At 61.1% G+C, this 18,823-nt stretch carries 14 protein-coding genes; 11 read left to right on the top strand and 3 right to left on the bottom strand.

The window, feature by feature from the left end; all coding sequences use genetic code 11:
* Positions 1-167 precede the first annotated feature (167 nt).
* On the top strand, positions 168-2,612 hold the full coding sequence (locus ACXX9E_RS07695) for a penicillin-binding protein 1A (RefSeq protein WP_458556572.1): 2,445 nt from the start codon (positions 168-170) through the stop codon (positions 2,610-2,612).
* Between the two features lie 456 nt (positions 2,613-3,068).
* Here the strand turns inward: ACXX9E_RS07695 and ACXX9E_RS07690 are convergent, their stop codons facing one another.
* The 3 genes from ACXX9E_RS07690 to rpmE form a co-directional block, all read right to left on the bottom strand.
* Positions 3,069-4,337 (bottom strand): malic enzyme-like NAD(P)-binding protein, encoded by a 1,269-nt coding sequence (locus tag ACXX9E_RS07690; RefSeq protein ID WP_003220889.1) that lies wholly within the window; start codon positions 4,335-4,337, stop codon positions 3,069-3,071.
* Between the two features lie 183 nt (positions 4,338-4,520).
* Positions 4,521-5,303, bottom strand: coding sequence for a thermonuclease family protein (locus ACXX9E_RS07685; RefSeq protein ID WP_186746226.1), 783 nt, complete (start codon positions 5,301-5,303; stop codon positions 4,521-4,523).
* 41 nt (positions 5,304-5,344) lie between these two features.
* A complete protein-coding gene (gene rpmE / locus ACXX9E_RS07680; protein WP_123470748.1) occupies positions 5,345-5,563 on the bottom strand; it encodes a 50S ribosomal protein L31 in 219 nt (72 codons plus the stop codon).
* A 288-nt stretch (positions 5,564-5,851) separates the two neighbouring features.
* Between rpmE and ACXX9E_RS07675 the strand changes: the two genes are divergently transcribed.
* From ACXX9E_RS07675 to ACXX9E_RS07630, 10 genes are all read left to right on the top strand, one after another.
* On the top strand, positions 5,852-8,071 hold the full coding sequence (locus ACXX9E_RS07675) for a primosomal protein N' (RefSeq protein WP_458555248.1): 2,220 nt from the start codon (positions 5,852-5,854) through the stop codon (positions 8,069-8,071).
* 166 nt (positions 8,072-8,237) lie between these two features.
* Positions 8,238-9,974, top strand: a complete 1,737-nt coding sequence (gene argS / locus ACXX9E_RS07670) for an arginine--tRNA ligase (RefSeq protein WP_123470744.1) — start codon at positions 8,238-8,240, stop codon at positions 9,972-9,974.
* Between the two features lies 1 nt (position 9,975).
* A complete protein-coding gene (locus ACXX9E_RS07665; protein ID WP_123470742.1) occupies positions 9,976-10,692 on the top strand; it encodes an SPOR domain-containing protein in 717 nt (238 codons plus the stop codon).
* Between the two features lie 287 nt (positions 10,693-10,979).
* The gene (gene hslV / locus ACXX9E_RS07660; RefSeq protein ID WP_003220875.1) at positions 10,980-11,516 is read left to right on the top strand and encodes an ATP-dependent protease subunit HslV; all 537 of its coding nucleotides are present in this window, start codon (positions 10,980-10,982) and stop codon (positions 11,514-11,516) included.
* A 48-nt stretch (positions 11,517-11,564) separates the two neighbouring features.
* Positions 11,565-12,902, top strand: a complete 1,338-nt coding sequence (gene hslU, locus ACXX9E_RS07655; RefSeq protein WP_123470740.1) for an ATP-dependent protease ATPase subunit HslU — start codon at positions 11,565-11,567, stop codon at positions 12,900-12,902.
* 83 nt (positions 12,903-12,985) lie between these two features.
* Complete coding sequence (locus ACXX9E_RS07650; RefSeq protein ID WP_123470738.1) at positions 12,986-13,357, top strand: gamma-butyrobetaine hydroxylase family protein; 372 nt, start codon at positions 12,986-12,988, stop codon at positions 13,355-13,357.
* Between the two features lie 258 nt (positions 13,358-13,615).
* Positions 13,616-15,295, top strand: coding sequence for a class II poly(R)-hydroxyalkanoic acid synthase (gene phaC, locus ACXX9E_RS07645; protein ID WP_123470737.1), 1,680 nt, complete (start codon positions 13,616-13,618; stop codon positions 15,293-15,295).
* A 94-nt stretch (positions 15,296-15,389) separates the two neighbouring features.
* A complete protein-coding gene (phaZ, locus tag ACXX9E_RS07640; RefSeq protein ID WP_123470735.1) occupies positions 15,390-16,244 on the top strand; it encodes a poly(3-hydroxyalkanoate) depolymerase in 855 nt (284 codons plus the stop codon).
* A 135-nt stretch (positions 16,245-16,379) separates the two neighbouring features.
* The gene (gene phaC, locus ACXX9E_RS07635) at positions 16,380-18,062 is read left to right on the top strand and encodes a class II poly(R)-hydroxyalkanoic acid synthase (protein WP_123470734.1); all 1,683 of its coding nucleotides are present in this window, start codon (positions 16,380-16,382) and stop codon (positions 18,060-18,062) included.
* A gap of 30 nt (positions 18,063-18,092) precedes the next feature.
* A complete protein-coding gene (locus ACXX9E_RS07630) occupies positions 18,093-18,713 on the top strand; it encodes a TetR/AcrR family transcriptional regulator (protein WP_123470732.1) in 621 nt (206 codons plus the stop codon).
* Positions 18,714-18,823 lie beyond the last annotated feature (110 nt).

Below are 18,823 nucleotides of genomic sequence, written 5' to 3'. Positions count from 1 at the left end.
GTTCCTTCACCCCGTCTTGACAGAAGCGCAAATGACGCCCCCAGCAGAAAAGTGCTTATAATGCCCAGCGTTTTTTTCTGCTTTTTACTGCCAGCGCGGTCCGTTCCGTGTGTAGCCGGAACCCCGTCGCCAAATTCATTCTTTGCCCTGGATGTCCAAACGCCTTGATTCGTCTGCTGAAATTTTTCGGTTGGTCCATCGTCGCCGTTTTCTGCGGACTGCTTTTAGGTCTCAGCGGCGCGTTTCTTTACCTTAGTCCGGGTTTGCCGTCTGTGGAGGCGCTGAGAAGCATTCAGTTGCAGATTCCACTGCGGGTTTACAGCAGCGACAACAAGTTGATCGCAGAATTTGGCGAAATGCGCCGGACTCCGATCCGTTTCGCCGACATTCCCCCCAATTTCATTAATGCGTTACTAAGTGCTGAAGACGACAATTTCGCCAACCACTATGGCGTCGATCCGAGCAGCCTGATGCGCGCCGCGACCCAACTGGTCAAAAGCGGACACATTCAGTCCGGCGGCAGCACCATCACCATGCAGGTGGCAAAGAACTTCTTCCTGACCAGTGAGCGCAGCTTCTCGCGCAAAACCACCGAAATCCTGCTGGCCCTGCAAATCGAACGGCAGCTGACCAAGGACGAGATCCTTGAGCTGTACGTGAACAAAATCTATCTGGGCAACCGCGCCTACGGCATCGAGGCCGCAGCGCAGGTGTATTACGGCAAGTCGATCCGCGACGTCAGCCTGGCGCAGATGGCGATGATCGCCGGGCTGCCGAAAGCCCCGTCACGCTTCAACCCGCTGGCCAACCCGGCGCGCAGCAAGGAACGTCGCGACTGGATCCTTGGGCGCATGTACAAGCTCGGCAAGATTTCCGAGGCTGACTACACCGCCGCGATCAACGAACCGCTGAACGCCAGCTATCACGTGCCGACCCCGGAAGTGAACGCGCCGTACATCGCCGAAATGGCCCGCGCCGAAATGGTCGGCCGTTATGGCAGCGACGCTTACACCGAAGGTTTCCGCGTCACCACCACGGTGCCAAGCAACCTGCAGGAAATGGCCAACACCGCGCTGCACGAAGGTTTGATGACCTACGACCAGCGTCACGGCTACCGTGGCCCCGAATCGCGCCTGCCGGGCAAGACCCGCGAAGCCTGGGCCAGCGAGCTGACCAAGCAGCGCACCATCAGCAGCCTCGAACCGGCCATCGTCACCCAGGTCGAGAAAAATGGCCTGCAAGTGCTGACCCGTACCGGCGAAGAACACGTCGCCTGGGACACCATGAAGTGGGCGCGGCCGTTCCTCAATACCAACAGCATGGGCGCGGCCCCGCGCCAGCCGTCGGATGTGGCACAGATCGGTGATCTGGTTCGCGTACAGCGCCAGAAGGACAATTCGCTGAAGTTCAGCCAGATCCCGCAGGCGCAAGGCGCCCTGGTGTCGCTGGACCCGCAGAACGGCGCGATCCGCTCGCTGGTCGGCGGCTTTGCATTCGAACAGAGCAACTACAACCGCGCCCTGCAGGCCAAGCGTCAGCCGGGTTCGAGCTTCAAGCCGTTCGTCTACAGTGCCGCGCTGGACAGTGGCTACACCGCTGCCACGCTGGTCAACGACGCCCCGATCGTGTTCGTCGACGAGTACCTGGACAAGGTCTGGCGGCCAAAGAACGACACCAACACCTTCCTCGGCCCGATCCGCCTGCGCGAAGCGCTGTACAAGTCACGTAACCTGGTGTCGATCCGCCTGCTGCAGGCGATGGGCGTGGGCAAGACCATCGACTACATCACCCGCTTCGGTTTCAACAAGCAGGACCTGCCGCCGAACCTCTCGCTGGCGCTGGGTACCGCGACGCTGACGCCGATGGAAATCGCGACTGGCTGGAGCACTTTCGCCAACGGCGGCTTCAAGATCACCCCGTACATCATCGACAAGATTGAAAGTCGCAACGGCGACACGCTGTTCGCCGCCAATCCGCCGACCGTGCCGCAGGGTGTGTCGGCCACAGATGGCTTTGCCGCGCCGGCGTCTCAGCAGATCACCGTCAATGCGGCACCGGCGCCGGGTGAAGTCCCGGGCGCGGCCGCAGCACCACAAGCGCCGGCAGTGGCTGAGCGGATCGTCGATGGTCGCACCACGTACATTCTCAACAGCATGCTGCAGGACGTGATCAAGCTCGGCACTGGCCGCCGCGCGCTGGCCATGGGTCGCAGCGATATCGCCGGTAAAACCGGTACCACCAACGAATCGAAAGATGCCTGGTTCTCCGGTTACAACGCCGATTACGTGACCACGGTGTGGACCGGTTTCGACCAGCCGGAAAGCCTCGGTCGCCGCGAGTTCGGCGGCACCGTGGCGCTGCCGATCTGGATGAACTACATGTCGGCTGCGCTCAAGGACAAGCCGCCACACGTGCAGCCCGAGCCGGAAGGCATCCTCAGCCTGCGGGTGGATCCGGTCAGCGGTCGTGCGGCGACACCGAGCACGCCGGGCGCTTACTTCGAGCTGTTCAAGTCGGAAGACACGCCGCCCTCGGTGAATGAACTGGGCAACGGCACCGTACCGGGCAGCCCGCTGCCGGCTGATGAACAGGCGCCGATCGATTTGTTCTGATCCACCGTCACTGAAAAGCCCCGCCTTCGTGAGAAGCGCGGGGCTTTTTTTATGCCTGAAGATCAAGAGCCCCTCACCCTAGCCCTCTCCCGGAGGGAGAGGGGACTGACCGAGTTGTCTGGGGTCATGCACCGACCTGAAAGTGTGGTATCGACTATGGATTCAGCACAGCACTTTCAGGTCGGCGCAAGTCTGGAGCATCCCCCAATCAGTCCCCTCTCCCTCCCGGAGGGAGAGGGGACTGACCGAGTTGTCTGGGGTCATACACTGACCTGAAAGTGTGGTGTCGATTATGGATTCGGCCCAGCACTTTCAGGTCGGCGCAACTCTGGAGCATCCCCCCATCAGTCCCTCTCCCTCCGGGAGAGGGCTAGGGTGAGGGGCTCTTGATCTTCAGGCATAAAAAAAGCCCCGACTCTCACAAGCCGGGGCTTTTGTTTGAAGCGTTACAACGACTTAGCCGTTGAACACGTCATCCACGCTTTTCAGCGGGTAGTTCTTCGGATACGGCAGGGTGGCCACACCGGTCTCGATCGCGGCTTTGGCCACAGCGTCGGAGATCAGGGTGATCAGGCGCTTGTCCATTGGCTTCGGAATGATGTACTCACGACCGAATTCCAGCGGGGCACCACCGTAGGCATCGCACACGTCTTGCGGCACTGGCAGTTTGGCCAGTTCACGCAGGGCGTTGGCCGCGGCCACTTTCATTTCTTCGTTGATGCGCTTGGCGCGAACGTCCAGGGCACCACGGAAGATGAACGGGAAGCCCAGTACGTTGTTGACCTGGTTCGGGTAGTCGGAACGACCGGTGGCCATGATCACATCGCTGCGGGTAGCGTGTGCCAGTTCCGGGGAGATTTCCGGATCCGGGTTCGAGCAGGCGAAGACGATCGGGTTGGCCGCCATCGACAGCAGGCCTTCAGCGCTCAGCAGGTTCGGGCCGGACAGACCGACGAACACGTCAGCGCCTTTCAGAGCATCAGCCAGGCTGCGCTTGTCGGTGGCGTGAGCGAATACCGCTTTGTACTGGTTCAGGTCGTCACGGCCGGAGTGGATCACGCCGGTACGGTCAACCATGAAGATGTTTTCGATTTTTGCGCCCATGCTCACCAGCAACTTCATGCAGGAGATGGCCGCAGCGCCAGCACCGAGGCAGACGATCTTCGCTTCCGGCAGGGTTTTGCCGGCGATTTCCAGGGCGTTGATCATGCCCGCAGCGGTCACGATCGCGGTGCCGTGCTGGTCATCGTGGAATACCGGAATGTCGCACTGCTCGATCAGAGCACGTTCGATCTCGAAGCACTCAGGTGCCTTGATGTCTTCCAGGTTGATGCCACCGAAGGTGATGGAGATGCGTTTAACGGTGTCGATGAAGGCTTGCGGGCTTTCGGAGTCGACTTCGATGTCGAACACGTCGATACCGGCGAAGCGCTTGAACAGTACGCCTTTACCTTCCATTACCGGCTTGGAAGCCAGCGGGCCGAGGTTACCCAGACCCAGAATCGCGGTGCCATCGGAAATGACTGCAACCAGGTTGCCCTTGCCGGTGTATTTGTAGGCCAGTTCAGGATCGCGAGCGATCTCACGCACTGGTTCAGCTACGCCGGGGCTGTAGGCCAGCGACAGGTCGCGGGCGGTAGCAGTGGCCTTGGTGAGCTCGACACTCAGCTTCCCTGGACGAGGATTGGCATGATATTCGAGAGCGGCAGTTTTCAGATCAGACATTTTGGCATTCCGCTTTTTACTGTTGGACAGACTGGTCAGCGAGGATACGCGCCTCGCAAAGTCCCCACAAGACTGAGCAGTCACCCCTGTCAAGCGCCCTGTCCTACGACTTTGGGCCAAGAGCCACGGCGCACAAGGGCTGGACTGTTCACAATCGACAGAAAAAATGTCTACAACTTTTCTTCAGCGAGAACTGCGCATCATGGCCGGATCGGTCAACGGAAGCAGCCAGCGCGGCTGGCCCGCCTGCAATCCACCGCGCCGCGAACGGTCGACCACCCAGCCCCGGGCCTCGATCTGCCTGCCCTGCAGCGCTTGCAAGCGCGCCATGTCGAATTGTCCGACGAGATTGGGTGCAACACGCAATACAACGGCGCCCTGCAACTCGATCCAGATTCCGCCCCGATTGCGCTGCACCTTGCTCACACGACCGCTGAGCACGGCGAAACCCGAGCGCTGGATCTGCTCCGCTTTCAGTACAGGCGACTGCCGCCAAAGGCCTCGGCCAGCCTGTCGCGCACTGCGTTCGGCAGCCTGCTGACAGGCAACAAGATCGACATTCGGCGCTACCGCGACCTGGAAGCCAAGACCGTCAGCCAGCATTTGCGCCTCAAGGTTGGCGCCGCTGACGTTATAGAGGTGGGCGAGCGTACGCCCGTAATGGTCTTTTGCTTGCTTGCCGGGGAGCACAACGACTTGTCCGCCACTGTCATCAATCAACGCTTGCAGACGCTGGCGTGCCGCCACGGCAAAAGGTTCATCGCTGCGACCCTGCTTGCCCAATTCCGGCGTGTTGAGGCCGATCATGCGCACACTGCGGCCATCGCTCAGGCGCACCGTGTCACCATCAACGACGCGCTGTACGGCGACGCTCGGCACTCCCACAGGCGCCGGGCAGAAGGCCTGAGCCCCGGAAAGCCAAATCGCGGACACAAAAAAGGCGCCCGCAAGGGACGCCTTTTTCATCAGACCGGAAAAGCCGCTGAGGTTTTCCAGAATGAAGGGCCTTAGGCCTTTTTCGCGCCGAAAGCACCGAAACGGTCGGCGAACTTCTGAACGCGACCACCGGTGTCCAGAGTCTTCTGCTTACCGGTGTAGAACGGGTGGCATTCGTTGCAAACGTCGATCGCCAGGGCTTTGCCGAAGGTCGAACGAGTTTCGAACTTGTTACCGCACGAGCAGGTAACAGCGATTTCTGGGTAATTCGGGTGGATATCAGCTTTCATGATGTCTTCCTCAGCTAGCGTGCCGCCACCCAACACGATTGTTGAATACCGCACGTAATTAGGCCGCGGATTCTACCAGACAATGTCAATCGCGCAAGCTGTCCCTGAGACCGACCGTCTGCTAGGCTCCCGGCCTTGAACGTACTCCACTGTGGGAGCGAGCTTGCTCGCGAATGCGGTGTGCCAGTTGATGACTCAGTGCCTGACACACCGCGTTCGCGAGCAAGCTCGCTCCCACAATTGATCTGCGCTCACTACCTTATTTTGCGCTTATAGAGATCCCCCCGCGTGCCCGACGCCATTCTGCGCCTCGCCCTGCCTTCGCCCTTGCGCCGCCTGTTCGACTATCGGGCGCCGGCCGGCGTGCTGCGCGCCCAGTTGCAACCGGGCATGCGCCTGCGGGTGCCGTTCGGGCGACGGGAGATGATCGGGATTCTGGTCGAGATCACCGACACCAGCGAAGTACCGGCAGAAAAACTCAAACCGGCGCTGGCCCTGCTTGATGCCGAGCCGCCGTTGCCGCCAGCACTGTTCAAGCTGTGCCTGTGGACGTCGCAGTATTACCAGCACAGCCTCGGCGACACCTTGAGCTGGGCCCTGCCGGTATTACTGCGCCAGGGCGAACTGGCCGAGGCCCGTCAGGAGCGCTTCTGGTCGGTCGTACCTGGCGCCAGCCTCGATGATCCGCGCATCGCCCGCGCCCCGCGCCAGCGTGAAGCACTGGCGACACTGGCGCAGCACCCGCACGGTGTGGCCCATCAGTTGTTGAGCAAACTGATGCTGAGCAAAGACAGCCTCGACCTGCTGCTGGCGAAGAACCTGGTACAAGTGGAGATCCGGCGCCACGCCCCCGGCGCTCGTCATGAGCACTGGCTGGCCCAGCCGGAGTTGCCACTCAACACCGAACAACGCGCCGCTTACGAAGCGATCCGGGCCGGGTTCGACAGCTATCACGCTTTTCTGCTGGCCGGGGTCACGGGCAGCGGCAAGACCGAAGTCTATTTACAGCTGATCCGCGAAACCCTCGAAGCCGGCAAACAGGCGCTGGTGCTGATCCCGGAGATCAACCTCGGCCCGCAAACCCTGGCGCGCTTCGAACAGCGTTTCAATGCGCGCATCGCCTTGCTGCATTCGGCCGTCAACGACCGCGAACGCCTTGACGCCTGGCTCGCGGCCCGTGATGGCGAGGCCGACATTATTATCGGCACCCGCTCGGCGCTGTTCACCCCGATGAAGAACCCGGGGCTGATCATCATCGACGAAGAGCACGACGGCTCTTATAAGCAGCAGGAAGGTTTGCGCTACCACGCCCGGGATCTGGCGCTGGTACGCGCACGGCAGGAAAACATCCCGATCGTCCTCGGCTCCGCCACGCCTTCGCTGGAAAGCCTGCACAACGCCTACACCGGACGGTATGGGCTCCTACGCCTGAATGAACGTGCCGGCGGTGCCAAGCAACCCCGTTTCTTGCGGCTGGATGTAAAAAGCCGTCCACTGGACAGCGGCATTTCCGGACCGATGCAGCAAGCCATCGGCCAGACCCTCGCCAATGGCCAGCAAGTGCTGGTGTTCCTCAACCGTCGCGGTTTCGCCCCGACGTTGCTGTGCCACGATTGCGGCTGGATGTCCGAGTGTTCGCGCTGTGACGCGCGGATGACCGTGCACCAACGCTACGGCGAATTGCGCTGCCATCACTGCGGTTATGTCGAACGCACGCCGCGCCAGTGCCCGAAGTGCAACAAGGTCGATCTGCGCCCGGTGGGCGCCGGCACCGAGCGGGCCGAAGAGCGGCTGGCGATTCTGTTTCCCGATTACCCGGTGCTGCGCGTCGATCGCGACAGCACCTCGCGCAAGGACGCGATGAATCAGTTGTTCGCGACGATCCAGAAGGGTCAGCCGTGCATTCTGGTCGGCACGCAGATGCTGGCCAAGGGGCACCATTTTCCGCGCGTCACGCTGGTGTCGATCCTCGATGCCGATGGCGGCCTGTTCTCCGGCGACTTCCGCGCCAGTGAGCGTATGGCGCAGTTGATCGTGCAGGTGGCCGGGCGTGCCGGGCGAGCGGAAGAGCCGGGCAAGGTGATCATCCAGACTCACCTGGCTGACCATCCTTTATTGGTGCAACTCACCGAGCAGGGCTATTTCGCCTTCGCCGAACAGGCCTTGAGCGAGCGCCGCGCCGCCGGGTTGCCGCCGTTTGCGCATCTGGCGTTGTTGCGTGCCGAAGCGCACAAACCGGGGCAAGCGGAAGGCTTTCTCGATGAGGCGTGTAGCGAAGCCGAGCGTTTGCTGGCCGAACAGAATCTGAGCGGGATTGAACTGCTCGGGCCAGTGCCGGCACCCATGGAGCGCCGTGCCGGGCGTTATCGCGCGCAGTTGTTGCTGCAGGCGACAGCACGGGCGCCCCTGCATCGGTTGCTCGCCAGTTGGTTGCTGGTGCTGGAGCAGATGCCGAGCGGGCGGGCGGTGCGCTGGTCGCTGGATGTTGATCCGGTCGATTTGTACTGAAGCTCAATAGATCGCTGCCGCAGACTGCGATCTTTTGCCTTTGATGTCACCACATATCCATAAGCGGCCTGCTAAGGTTGGCAAGCCCGTCTTCGCAACGGATAATGCCCAGTTTTTCCACCCGCGCATTGATGCGCCGCCGCGCTTGCGGTCGAAAGAGAAGACCATGAAAGACACCATTCGCCAGCTGATCCAACAAGCCCTCACCCAACTCGTCAACGAAGGTGTGTTGCCTGAAGGCCTGTCGCCGGCGATTCAGGTGGAGAACGCCCGCGACAAGACCCACGGCGACTTCGCCAGCAACATCGCCATGATGCTGGCCAAGCCTGCGGGCATGAAGCCGCGCGATCTGGCGGAAAAAATCATCGCCGCGCTGCCGGCCGACGAAAACGTCACCAAGGCCGAAATCGCCGGTCCGGGCTTCATCAATTTCTTCCAGAACACCCAGGCCCTGGCCAATCGTCTCGATGCCGCCCTGGCCGACGCTCACGTCGGCGTGCGCAAGGCCGGCCCGGCGCAGCGCACCGTGGTTGACCTGTCGGCGCCGAACCTGGCCAAAGAGATGCACGTCGGCCACTTGCGCTCGACCATCATCGGCGACGGCGTGGCCCGCGTGCTGGAATTCCTCGGCGACGACGTGATCCGCCAGAACCACGTCGGCGACTGGGGCACCCAGTTCGGCATGTTGATGGCTTATCTGCAGGAAAACCCGATCACCAGCGACGAGCTGTCTGATCTGGAAAACTTCTACCGCGCCGCCAAGCAGCGTTTCGACGAGTCCGAAGAGTTCGCCGACCGCGCCCGTGGCCTGGTGGTCAAGCTGCAGGCCGGCGACGCCGAGTGCCTGGCACTGTGGACCAAGTTCAAGGACATCTCGCTGTCGCACTGCCAGAAGATCTACGAACTGCTCAACGTCAAACTGACCATGGCCGACGTGATGGGCGAAAGCGCCTACAACGACGACCTGATCAACGTGGTCAACGACCTGAAAGCCGCCGGCATGCTGGTCGAGAGCAACGGTGCCCAGTGCGTGTTCCTCGACGAGTTCAAGAACGCCGACGGCGACCCGCTGCCGGTGATCATCGTCAAGGCCGACGGCGGCTACCTGTACGCCACCACTGACCTGGCGGCTGTGCGCTACCGCAGCGGCAAGCTCAAGGCCGACCGCGCGCTGTACTTCGTCGATCAGCGTCAGGCCCTGCACTTCCAGCAAGTGTTCGCTGTAGCGCGCAAGGCCGGTTTTGTCACCCATCCGATGGAGATGGAGCACATGGGCTTCGGCACCATGAACGGCGCCGATGGCCGTCCGTTCAAGACCCGTGACGGCGGCACCGTGAAGCTGATCGACCTGCTGACCGAAGCGCAGGAACGTGCCTACAACCTGGTGAAAGAAAAGAACCCGGAACTGGCCGAAGACGAGCTGCGCAACATCGCCAAGGTCGTCGGTATCGGCGCGGTGAAATACGCCGACCTGTCGAAACACCGCACCAGCGACTACAGCTTCAACTTCGACCTGATGCTCAACTTCGAAGGCAATACCGCGCCGTACCTGCTGTACGCCTATACCCGTGTGGCCGGGGTGTTCCGCAAACTGGGCAAGGACTTCAGCGAAGTCGATGGCCAGATCGTGCTGGAAGCCGCACACGAGCAAGAGCTGGCGGCGAAACTGGCGCAGTTCGGCGAAGTGCTGAACAACGTGTCCGACAAAGGCACGCCGCACATTCTCTGCACCTATCTGTACGACGTTGCCGGCCTGTTCTCCAGCTTCTACGAGAACTGCCCGATCCTCGCCGCCGAAACGCCGGCCCAGATGCAGAGCCGTCTGCGTCTGGCCGCGCTGACCGGTCGTACTCTCAAGCAAGGCCTGGAACTGTTGGGCCTGGAAACTCTGGAGCGTATGTAAGTTGGCTGCCAAGAAAAAACCTGCACCCAAGCGTGGCGCCAGCCGTTACCAAGCTCCTGCGAAGCAACCGATTCCGGGTTGGCTGTGGATGGCCATCGGCCTGACGGTCGGTGCGTTCATCGTGTTCCTGATGAAACTGGAACCGGGCAAGGGCAGCGACACGGTCAAGCGCGAGAAGGTCGAACAGGCGCAGCAGCAGAAAGCGTCGAAGATCGCCGAGGCCAACAAGACCCCGCCGAGCCCGACGCAACCGGTGAAGCCGAAGTACGACTTCTACACCTTGCTGCCGGAATCGGAAGTGATCGTGCCGCCGGACGCCGTGCCGGAGAAAACCCTGCCGACGCCGCAAGTACCGGCGATCCCGACGACGCCGGTCACCCCTGCGGAAGCGGCGAAGATCGACACCGCGCGCGCGCAGGCAGCACTGGCCGGGATCACCCCGCCGCCAGCGCCACCCGTGAGCAAAGCGGCGCCCGTGACCAAATTCTTCCTCCAGGCGGGTTCGTTCCGCAAAGAGGCGGATGCCGACAAGGTCCGTGCACAGATCATTCTGCTCGGCCAGGCCGTGGCGGTTGAGTCCGGCACCGTGAAGGATGAGACCTGGTACCGCGTATTGGTCGGCCCGTTCAGCAACCGCGAACAACTGACCACGGCCCAGAAACAACTGGCCGGCGCCGGCTTCAGCAACCTGTTGTTACAACAACGCCAGAGCCGCTGATTGCCTCCCGTGGGCGCCTCACTTTTTGGTTGCCCACAATCCCTGTGGCGAGGGGATTTATCCCCGCTGGGTCGCGAAGCGGCCCCAAAACCAGCAATTGCGGAGCATCAGGCCCACCGCGAAGGATGGTTTGGCGACTGCTTCGCAGCCGAACGGCGATAAATCCCCTCGCCACAGTCAACACACACCATTCGTCTCCCATTGCCCTCCCCGGTTGAAATCCTCTCCAGCACCCCCATATGAATGGGCATAAGGCATTTTCGCCCCGCTGCGTGGAGACTCTTCCCTTGACCACCATCGTTTCAGTCCGCCGCCACGGCAAAGTCGTCATGGGCGGCGACGGCCAGGTTTCTCTCGGCAATACCGTGATGAAAGGCAACGCCAAAAAGGTGCGTCGCCTGTACCACGGCCAAGTCATCGCCGGTTTCGCCGGTGCCACCGCCGACGCCTTTACCCTGTTCGAACGTTTCGAAGGCCAACTCGAGAAACATCAGGGCCACCTGATCCGCGCCGCCGTCGAACTCGCCAAAGAATGGCGCACCGACCGCTCCCTGAGCCGCCTCGAAGCCATGCTCGCGGTCGCCAACAAGGACGCATCCCTGATCATCACCGGCAACGGCGACGTGGTCGAACCCGAGAATGGCCTGATCGCCATGGGTTCCGGTGGCGGTTACGCCCAGGCTGCGGCCAGCGCGCTGTTGAAAAAGACCGACCTGTCGGCCCGTGAAATCGTCGAAACCGCACTGGGCATCGCTGCCGACATCTGCGTATTCACCAACCACACTCAGACCATTGAGGAGCAGGATCTCGCTGAAGAAGCCTGATACGGCCCTGTGCCACGGCTTGTTTCTGCTTGAGGACCGTCAATTACTATGTCCATGACTCCCCGCGAAATCGTCCACGAACTCAACCGCCATATCATCGGCCAGGACGATGCCAAGCGCGCCGTCGCGATTGCCTTGCGCAACCGCTGGCGCCGCATGCAGCTGCCTGAAGAGCTGCGCGTTGAAGTGACCCCGAAGAACATCCTGATGATCGGCCCGACCGGTGTCGGTAAAACCGAGATCGCCCGTCGTTTGGCGAAACTGGCCAACGCGCCGTTCATCAAAGTCGAAGCGACCAAGTTCACCGAAGTCGGCTACGTCGGCCGTGACGTCGAATCGATCATCCGTGATCTGGCCGACGCCGCGATCAAGATGCTTCGCGAGCAGGAAATGACTCGCGTGCGTCATCGCGCCGAAGACGCTGCCGAGGACCGTATCCTCGACGCACTGCTGCCGCCGGCGCGCATGGGCTTTAGCAATGAAGAAGCGCCGAGCACCGACTCCAATACCCGTCAGCTGTTCCGCAAGCGCCTGCGCGAAGGTCAGCTCGATGACAAGGAAATCGAGATCGAAGTGGCCGAGGTGTCCGGCATCGAAATCGCCACGCCGCCTGGCATGGAGGAGATGACCAACCAGCTGCAATCCCTGTTCGCCAATATGGGCAAGGGCAAGAAGAAGGCGCGCAAGCTCAAGGTCAAAGAAGCACTGAAGCTGGTGCGCGACGAAGAAGCCGGGCGTCTGGTCAACGAAGAAGAGCTGAAAGCCAAGGCGCTGGAAGCCGTTGAACAACACGGCATCGTGTTCATCGACGAGATCGACAAGGTCGCCAAGCGTGGCAATGTCGGCGGTGCCGATGTGTCCCGTGAGGGCGTACAGCGCGACCTGCTGCCGCTGATCGAAGGCTGCACCGTCAACACCAAGCTGGGCATGGTCAAGACTGACCACATCCTGTTCATTGCGTCCGGCGCGTTCCACCTGAGCAAGCCGAGCGACCTGGTGCCTGAACTTCAGGGTCGTCTGCCGATCCGCGTCGAACTCAAGGCCCTGAGCCCGGAAGACTTCGAACGCATCCTCAGCGAACCGCATGCATCGCTCACCGAGCAATACTGCGCGCTGTTGAAAACCGAAGGCCTGAACATCCAGTTCCAGCCGGAAGGCATCAAGCGTCTGGCGGAGATCGCCTGGCAGGTCAACGAGAAGACCGAGAACATCGGCGCCCGTCGCCTGCACACGCTGCTTGAGCGTCTGCTCGAAGAGGTGTCGTTCAGTGCCGGCGACCTCGCCAGCACCCACGATGAAAAGCCGATTCTGATCGACGCCGAGTACGTCAACAGCCACCTCGGCGAATTGGCGCAGAACGAAGACCTGTCCCGCTACATTCTGTAGAGCGGCAAGCTCCGAGCTGCAAGCGACAAGCTGCGGGCTGAGTTAAGCTTGCAGCTTGTTGCTTGCAGCTCAGGGCTGTTTTTATGATTCCTACTGACATCAAACTGCACAAAGCCTCGAAAACCCTGACGCTCACTTACGCGTCCGGCGAGGAGTACACCCTGCCCGCCGAATTCCTGCGCGTGCATTCCCCCTCCGCCGAGGTCCAGGGCCACGGCAAACCGATCCTGCAATTCGGCAAGATCAACGTCGGTCTGAGCAAGCTGGAACCGGCCGGTCACTACGCACTGAAACTGACCTTCGACGACGGCCACGACAGCGGCTTGTTCACTTGGGATTATCTCTACGAACTGGGGCGACGTTATGACGCACTCTGGGCCGACTATCTCGCTGAACTCAAAGCCGCCGGAAAAACCCGCGATCCGGACGAGTCGATCGTCAAGCTGATGCTCTAGTCCGAGACTCTTGCTCTTTAGAGGGCATTTTCTAAATTCATCTGTTTGAATGCTCCGCTGTGTGGCCGAGGATCGGCCCGCTTGCGAAAAAATTTAAACTCGGGTAACCAATGGAGCTGGCAAGTTCCCTGCAGTGCTCTACGACTGTAAAGCAGCTATGCAGAATTAACGGTCACCCGAGCAGTAGTACCTGGCATTGGCTGTGGAACTGCACAGTGCAAAACCGGGTACTCGTCTCAGGACAATGGAGCGTCGTAGATGAGTAACAAGAATAACGATGACCTGAAGTACCAAGCCTCGGAAAACACCCTGGGGCTTAATCCCGTCGTTGGGCTACGCGGAAAGGATCTGCTGGCCTCTGCTCGTATGGTGCTGAGACAGGCCATAAAACAACCGATCCATAGCGTCAGGCACGTCACCCATTTCGGCCTCGAACTGAAGAACGTGTTGTTTGGCAAATCCGAACTGCAACCGGCTGGCGATGACCGTCGCTTCGCCGATCCGGCGTGGAGCCAGAACCCGCTCTACAAACGTTATCTGCAAACTTACCTGGCGTGGCGCAAGGAACTCCACGCCTGGATTGATGACAGCAACCTCTCACCCAAAGACATCGCGCGCGGCCACTTCGTCATCAATCTGATGACCGAAGCGATGGCCCCGACCAACACCGCCGCCAACCCGGCCGCGGTAAAACGCTTCTTCGAGACCGGCGGCAAAAGCCTGCTCGACGGTCTCTCGCATCTGGCCAAGGATCTGGTGCACAACGGCGGTATGCCGAGCCAGGTCAACATGGGCGCGTTCGAAGTCGGCAAGAGCCTCGGCGTGACCGAAGGCGCCGTGGTGTTTCGCAACGACGTGCTGGAACTGATCCAGTACAAGCCGATCACCGAGCAGGTCCACGAGCGTCCACTGCTGGTGGTACCGCCACAGATCAACAAGTTCTACGTATTCGATTTGAGCCCGGACAAGAGCCTGGCGCGTTTCTGCCTGCGCAATAACGTGCAGACGTTCATCGTCAGCTGGCGCAACCCGACCAAGGCCCAGCGCGAGTGGGGCCTGTCGACCTACATTGATGCGCTCAAGGAAGCGGTCGACGTGGTCACGGCGATCACCGGCAGCAAAGACGTGAACATGCTCGGCGCCTGCTCCGGTGGCATCACCTGCACCGCCCTGCTCGGCCACTACGCCGCCCTCGGCGAGAACAAGGTCAACGCCCTGACCCTGCTGGTCAGCGTGCTCGACACCACCCTGGACAGCGACGTGGCCCTGTTCGTCGACGAGCAGACCCTGGAGACCGCCAAGCGTCACTCGTACCAGGCCGGTGTGCTCGAAGGCAAAGACATGGCCAAGGTTTTCGCGTGGATGCGCCCCAACGACCTGATCTGGAACTACTGGGTCAACAACTACCTGCTCGGCAACGAGCCCCCGGTGTTCGACATCCTGTTCTGGAACAACGACACCACAAGGTTGCCGGCAGCGTTCCACGGCGACCTGATCGAGATGTTCAAAAACAACCCACTGATCCGCCCCAATGCACTGGAAGTGTGCGGTACGCCGATCGACCTCAAGCAAGTTACGGCCGACATCTTCTCGCTGGCCGGCACCAACGACCACATCACCCCATGGAAGTCCTGCTACAAGTCGGCGCAGCTGTTTGGTGGCAAGGTCGAGTTCGTGTTGTCGAGCAGCGGGCATATCCAGAGCATTCTGAATCCGCCGGGCAACCCGAAATCGCGCTACATGACCAGCGAAGGCATGGCCGCCAATGCCGATGAATGGCAAGAGAACTCGACCAAGCACACCGACTCCTGGTGGCTGTACTGGCAGGCGTGGCAGGCCGAGCGCTCGGGCAACCTGAAAAAGGCACCGACCAAACTGGGCAACAAAGCGTACGCGCCAGGTGAAGCTTCGCCGGGCACTTACGTACATGAAAGATAGCGGCAAGCCACAAGCTACAAGCCGCAAGCTGAGCAGGTTCTGCTTGAAGCTTGCGGCTTGTAGCTGCTCCACTCTAACCCGAAGGGCCTGAAGCATGCCGCATCCGTTCATATTCCGTACCGTCGATCTGGATGGCCAGACCCTCCGCACTGCGGTACGCCCCGGCAAGCCTCATTTGACGCCCTTGCTGATTTTCAACGGCATCGGCGCCAACCTGGAGCTGGTGTTTCCGTTCGTCGCGGCGCTGGACCCGGATCTGGAAGTGATCGCCTTCGACGTGCCCGGTGTCGGCGGCTCGTCGACGCCGAACCGGCCGTATCGCTTTCCCGGGCTGGCCAAGCTGACGGCGCGGATGCTCGACTACCTCGACTACGGTCAGGTCAACGTGATCGGCGTGTCCTGGGGCGGTGCGCTGGCCCAGCAGTTTGCCCACGACTACCCCGAGCGCTGCAAGAAACTGGTGCTGGCGGCGACCGCCGCCGGTGCGTTCATGGTGCCGGGCAAACCCAAGGTGCTGTGGATGATGGCCAGTCCACGGCGCTACATCCAACCCTCGCACGTGATCCGGATCGCGCCGCTGATCTATGGCGGCTCGTTCCGTCGCGACCCGACCCTGGCTGCCAGCCATGCCGCCAAGGTGCGTTCGGCGGGCAAGCTCGGTTACTACTGGCAACTGTTCGCCGGGCTGGGCTGGACCAGCATTCACTGGCTGCACAAGATCCACCAGCCGACGCTGGTGCTGGCCGGCGATGACGATCCACTGATCCCGCTGATCAACATGCGCATGCTCGCCTGGCGCATTCCCAATGCCCAACTGCACATCATCGACGACGGTCATCTGTTCCTGATTACCCGTGCCGAAGCGGTGGCGCCGATCATCATGAAATTTCTCCAGGAGGAACGTCAGCGTGCAGTGATGCACCCGCACCCGACACCGCTGGGCGGCTAGCTGCTGCGGCAGGCTTTATGCAAGCGTCAGGAAGTGCGCGGCAGGACGCCGCGCAGGCAGCAACCCGCAACAGCGACTATGGTGTTCTGGTTCGGTGAGTTTGTTTTTGGCCTGAAGACGAAGGAGTGTTGAGTCATGCGCGACAAACCAGCGACGGGCGTAGTGCCCAGCCCCGCCGTGTTCATCAACGCACAAAGTGCGATCACCGGCCTGCGTGGCCGGGATTTGATTTCGACCTTGCGCAGCGTGGCAGCCCATGGCCTGCGCAACCCGATCCACAGTGCGAAGCATGCCTTGAAGCTCGGCGGCCAACTGGGCCGTGTGCTCCTCGGCGAAACCCTGTACCCGACCAATCCGCAGGACAGCCGTTTCGCCGATCCGGCGTGGAGCCTCAATCCTTTTTACCGGCGCAGCCTGCAGGCCTACCTGGCCTGGCAAAAACAGGTCAAAAGCTGGATAGATGAAAGCAACATGAGCGACGACGATCGTGCCCGCGCGCACTTCGCCTTCACCCTGCTCAACGACGCCGTGGCGCCCTCCAACACCTTGCTCAACCCGCTGGCGGTCAAGGAGCTGTTCAACTCCGGCGGACACAGTCTGGTGCGCGGCCTCAGTCATCTGTTCGATGACTTGCTGCACAACGATGGCCTGCCACGGCAGGTGACCAAGCAGGCTTTCGAGGTCGGCAAGACCGTCGCAACCACCACCGGCTCGGTGGTATTTCGCAACGAGATGCTGGAGCTGATCCAGTACAAACCGATGAGCGAAAAGCAGTACGCCAAGCCGCTGCTGGTGGTGCCGCCGCAAATCAACAAGTACTACATTTTCGACCTGAGCCCGCACAACAGCTTCGTCCAGTACGCCCTGAAAAACGGCCTGCAGACGTTCATGATCAGCTGGCGCAACCCCGATGTCCGCCATCGCGAATGGGGCCTGTCGACCTACGTCGAAGCGGTAGAAGAAGCGATGAACATCTGCCGGGCGATCACCGGCGCGCGCGAAGTCAACCTGATGGGCGCCTGCGCCGGCGGCCTGACCATCGCGGCGCTGCAAGGTCACTTGCAGGCCAAGCGGCAACTGCGGCGGGTTTCCAGCGCGACCTATCTGGTCAGCCTGCTGGACAGCCAGATCGAGACCCCGGCCACCCTGTTCGCCGACGAGCAGACCCTGGAAGCCGCCAAGCGCCGCTCCTATCAGAAGGGTGTGCTCGATGGTCGTGACATGGCCAAGGTCTTCGCCTGGATGCGCCCCAACGATTTGATCTGGAGCTACTTCGTCAACAATTACCTGCTGGGCAAGGAGCCACCGGCCTTCGACATCCTCTACTGGAACAACGACAACACACGCCTACCGGCGGCATTTCACGGCGACCTGCTGGACTTCTTCAAGCACAACCCGTTGACCCATCCGGGCGGGCTCGAGGTGTGCGGCACGCCGATCGACCTGCAGAAAGTCACCGTCGACAGCTTCAGCGTCGCCGGCATGAACGACCACATCACCCCGTGGGATGCGGTGTATCGCTCGACCCTGCTGCTCGGTGGCGATCGACGCTTCGTGCTGTCCAACAGCGGCCATGTGCAAAGCATCCTCAACCCGCCGAGCAATCCGAAGGCCGCCTACGTCGAGAACGGCAAGATGAGCAGCGACCCGCGCGCCTGGTACTACGACGGCAAACACGTCGAGGGCAGCTGGTGGCCGCAATGGCTGACATGGATTCAGGAACGCTCCGGGGCGCAGCACGAAACCCAGATGGCCCTCGGCAACCCGAACTATCCACCGATGGAGGCGGCACCCGGTACTTACGTGCGTGTGCGCTGACGCTTAACCGAATTTTTCTAAGAAGACTGGATGAAAACCCGCGACCGGATTCTCGAATGTGCTTTGCAGTTGTTCAATGAGAAAGGCGAGCCGAACGTCTCCACCATGGAGGTGGCCAACGAAATGGGGATCAGCCCCGGCAACCTCTATTACCACTTCCACGGCAAGGAGCCGTTGATTCTCGGCCTGTTCGAACGCTTCCAGAATGAGCTGGCGCCGCTGCTCGATCCGCCGGCCGATGTGGAGCTGGCACCGGAAGACTACTGGCTGTTTCTGCACTTGATCGTCGAGCGCCTGGCACAGTACCGCTTCCTCTTCCAGGACCTGTCGAACCTCGCCGGGCGCTTGCCGAAGCTGGCCAAGGGCATTCGTCATCTGCTCAATGCGCTGAAGCGCACACTCGCTTCGTTGCTTGCACGATTGAAGGCATCGGGGCAACTGGTCAGTGATACGCAGGCGTTGGGGCAACTGGTGGAGCAGATCACTATGACGCTGCTGTTTTCGCTGGATTATCAGCGGATTCTGGATCGCGAGGGCGAGGTTCGTCTGGTGGTTTACCAGATCATGATGCTGGTGGCGCCGCATCTGCTGCCGCCGGTTAAGGTCGCCACGGAGCGGATGGCCCTGCAATACCTTGAAGATCACGACTGAATCAAAAGCCCCTCACCCTAGCCCTCCCGAAACGTCGGACCGCCCGGAGGGAGAGGGGACTGATTGGGGGATGCTGTAGAAGTACGCCGACCTGACAGTGCGTTACCGAA

This window comes from Pseudomonas sp. GNP014, assembly GCF_054344005.1.
This window is presented reverse-complemented; position numbering and strand designations above follow the sequence as displayed.

Excerpts from the sequence above, each read along its gene's own strand:
- argS (WP_123470744.1), top strand. The coding sequence starts at position 8,238 with ATGAAAGACACCATTCGCCAGCTGATCCAACAAGCCCTCACCCAACTC.
- phaC (WP_123470737.1), top strand. The coding sequence starts at position 13,616 with ATGAGTAACAAGAATAACGATGACCTGAAGTACCAAGCCTCGGAAAAC.
- ACXX9E_RS07650 (WP_123470738.1), top strand. The coding sequence starts at position 12,986 with ATGATTCCTACTGACATCAAACTGCACAAAGCCTCGAAAACCCTGACG.
- phaC (WP_123470734.1), top strand. The coding sequence starts at position 16,380 with ATGCGCGACAAACCAGCGACGGGCGTAGTGCCCAGCCCCGCCGTGTTC.
- ACXX9E_RS07690 (WP_003220889.1), bottom strand. The coding sequence starts at position 4,337 with ATGTCTGATCTGAAAACTGCCGCTCTCGAATATCATGCCAATCCTCGT.
- ACXX9E_RS07630 (WP_123470732.1), top strand. The coding sequence starts at position 18,093 with ATGAAAACCCGCGACCGGATTCTCGAATGTGCTTTGCAGTTGTTCAAT.
- phaZ (WP_123470735.1), top strand. The coding sequence starts at position 15,390 with ATGCCGCATCCGTTCATATTCCGTACCGTCGATCTGGATGGCCAGACC.
- hslU (WP_123470740.1), top strand. The coding sequence starts at position 11,565 with ATGTCCATGACTCCCCGCGAAATCGTCCACGAACTCAACCGCCATATC.
- rpmE (WP_123470748.1), bottom strand. The coding sequence starts at position 5,563 with ATGAAAGCTGATATCCACCCGAATTACCCAGAAATCGCTGTTACCTGC.
- ACXX9E_RS07685 (WP_186746226.1), bottom strand. The coding sequence starts at position 5,303 with ATGAAAAAGGCGTCCCTTGCGGGCGCCTTTTTTGTGTCCGCGATTTGG.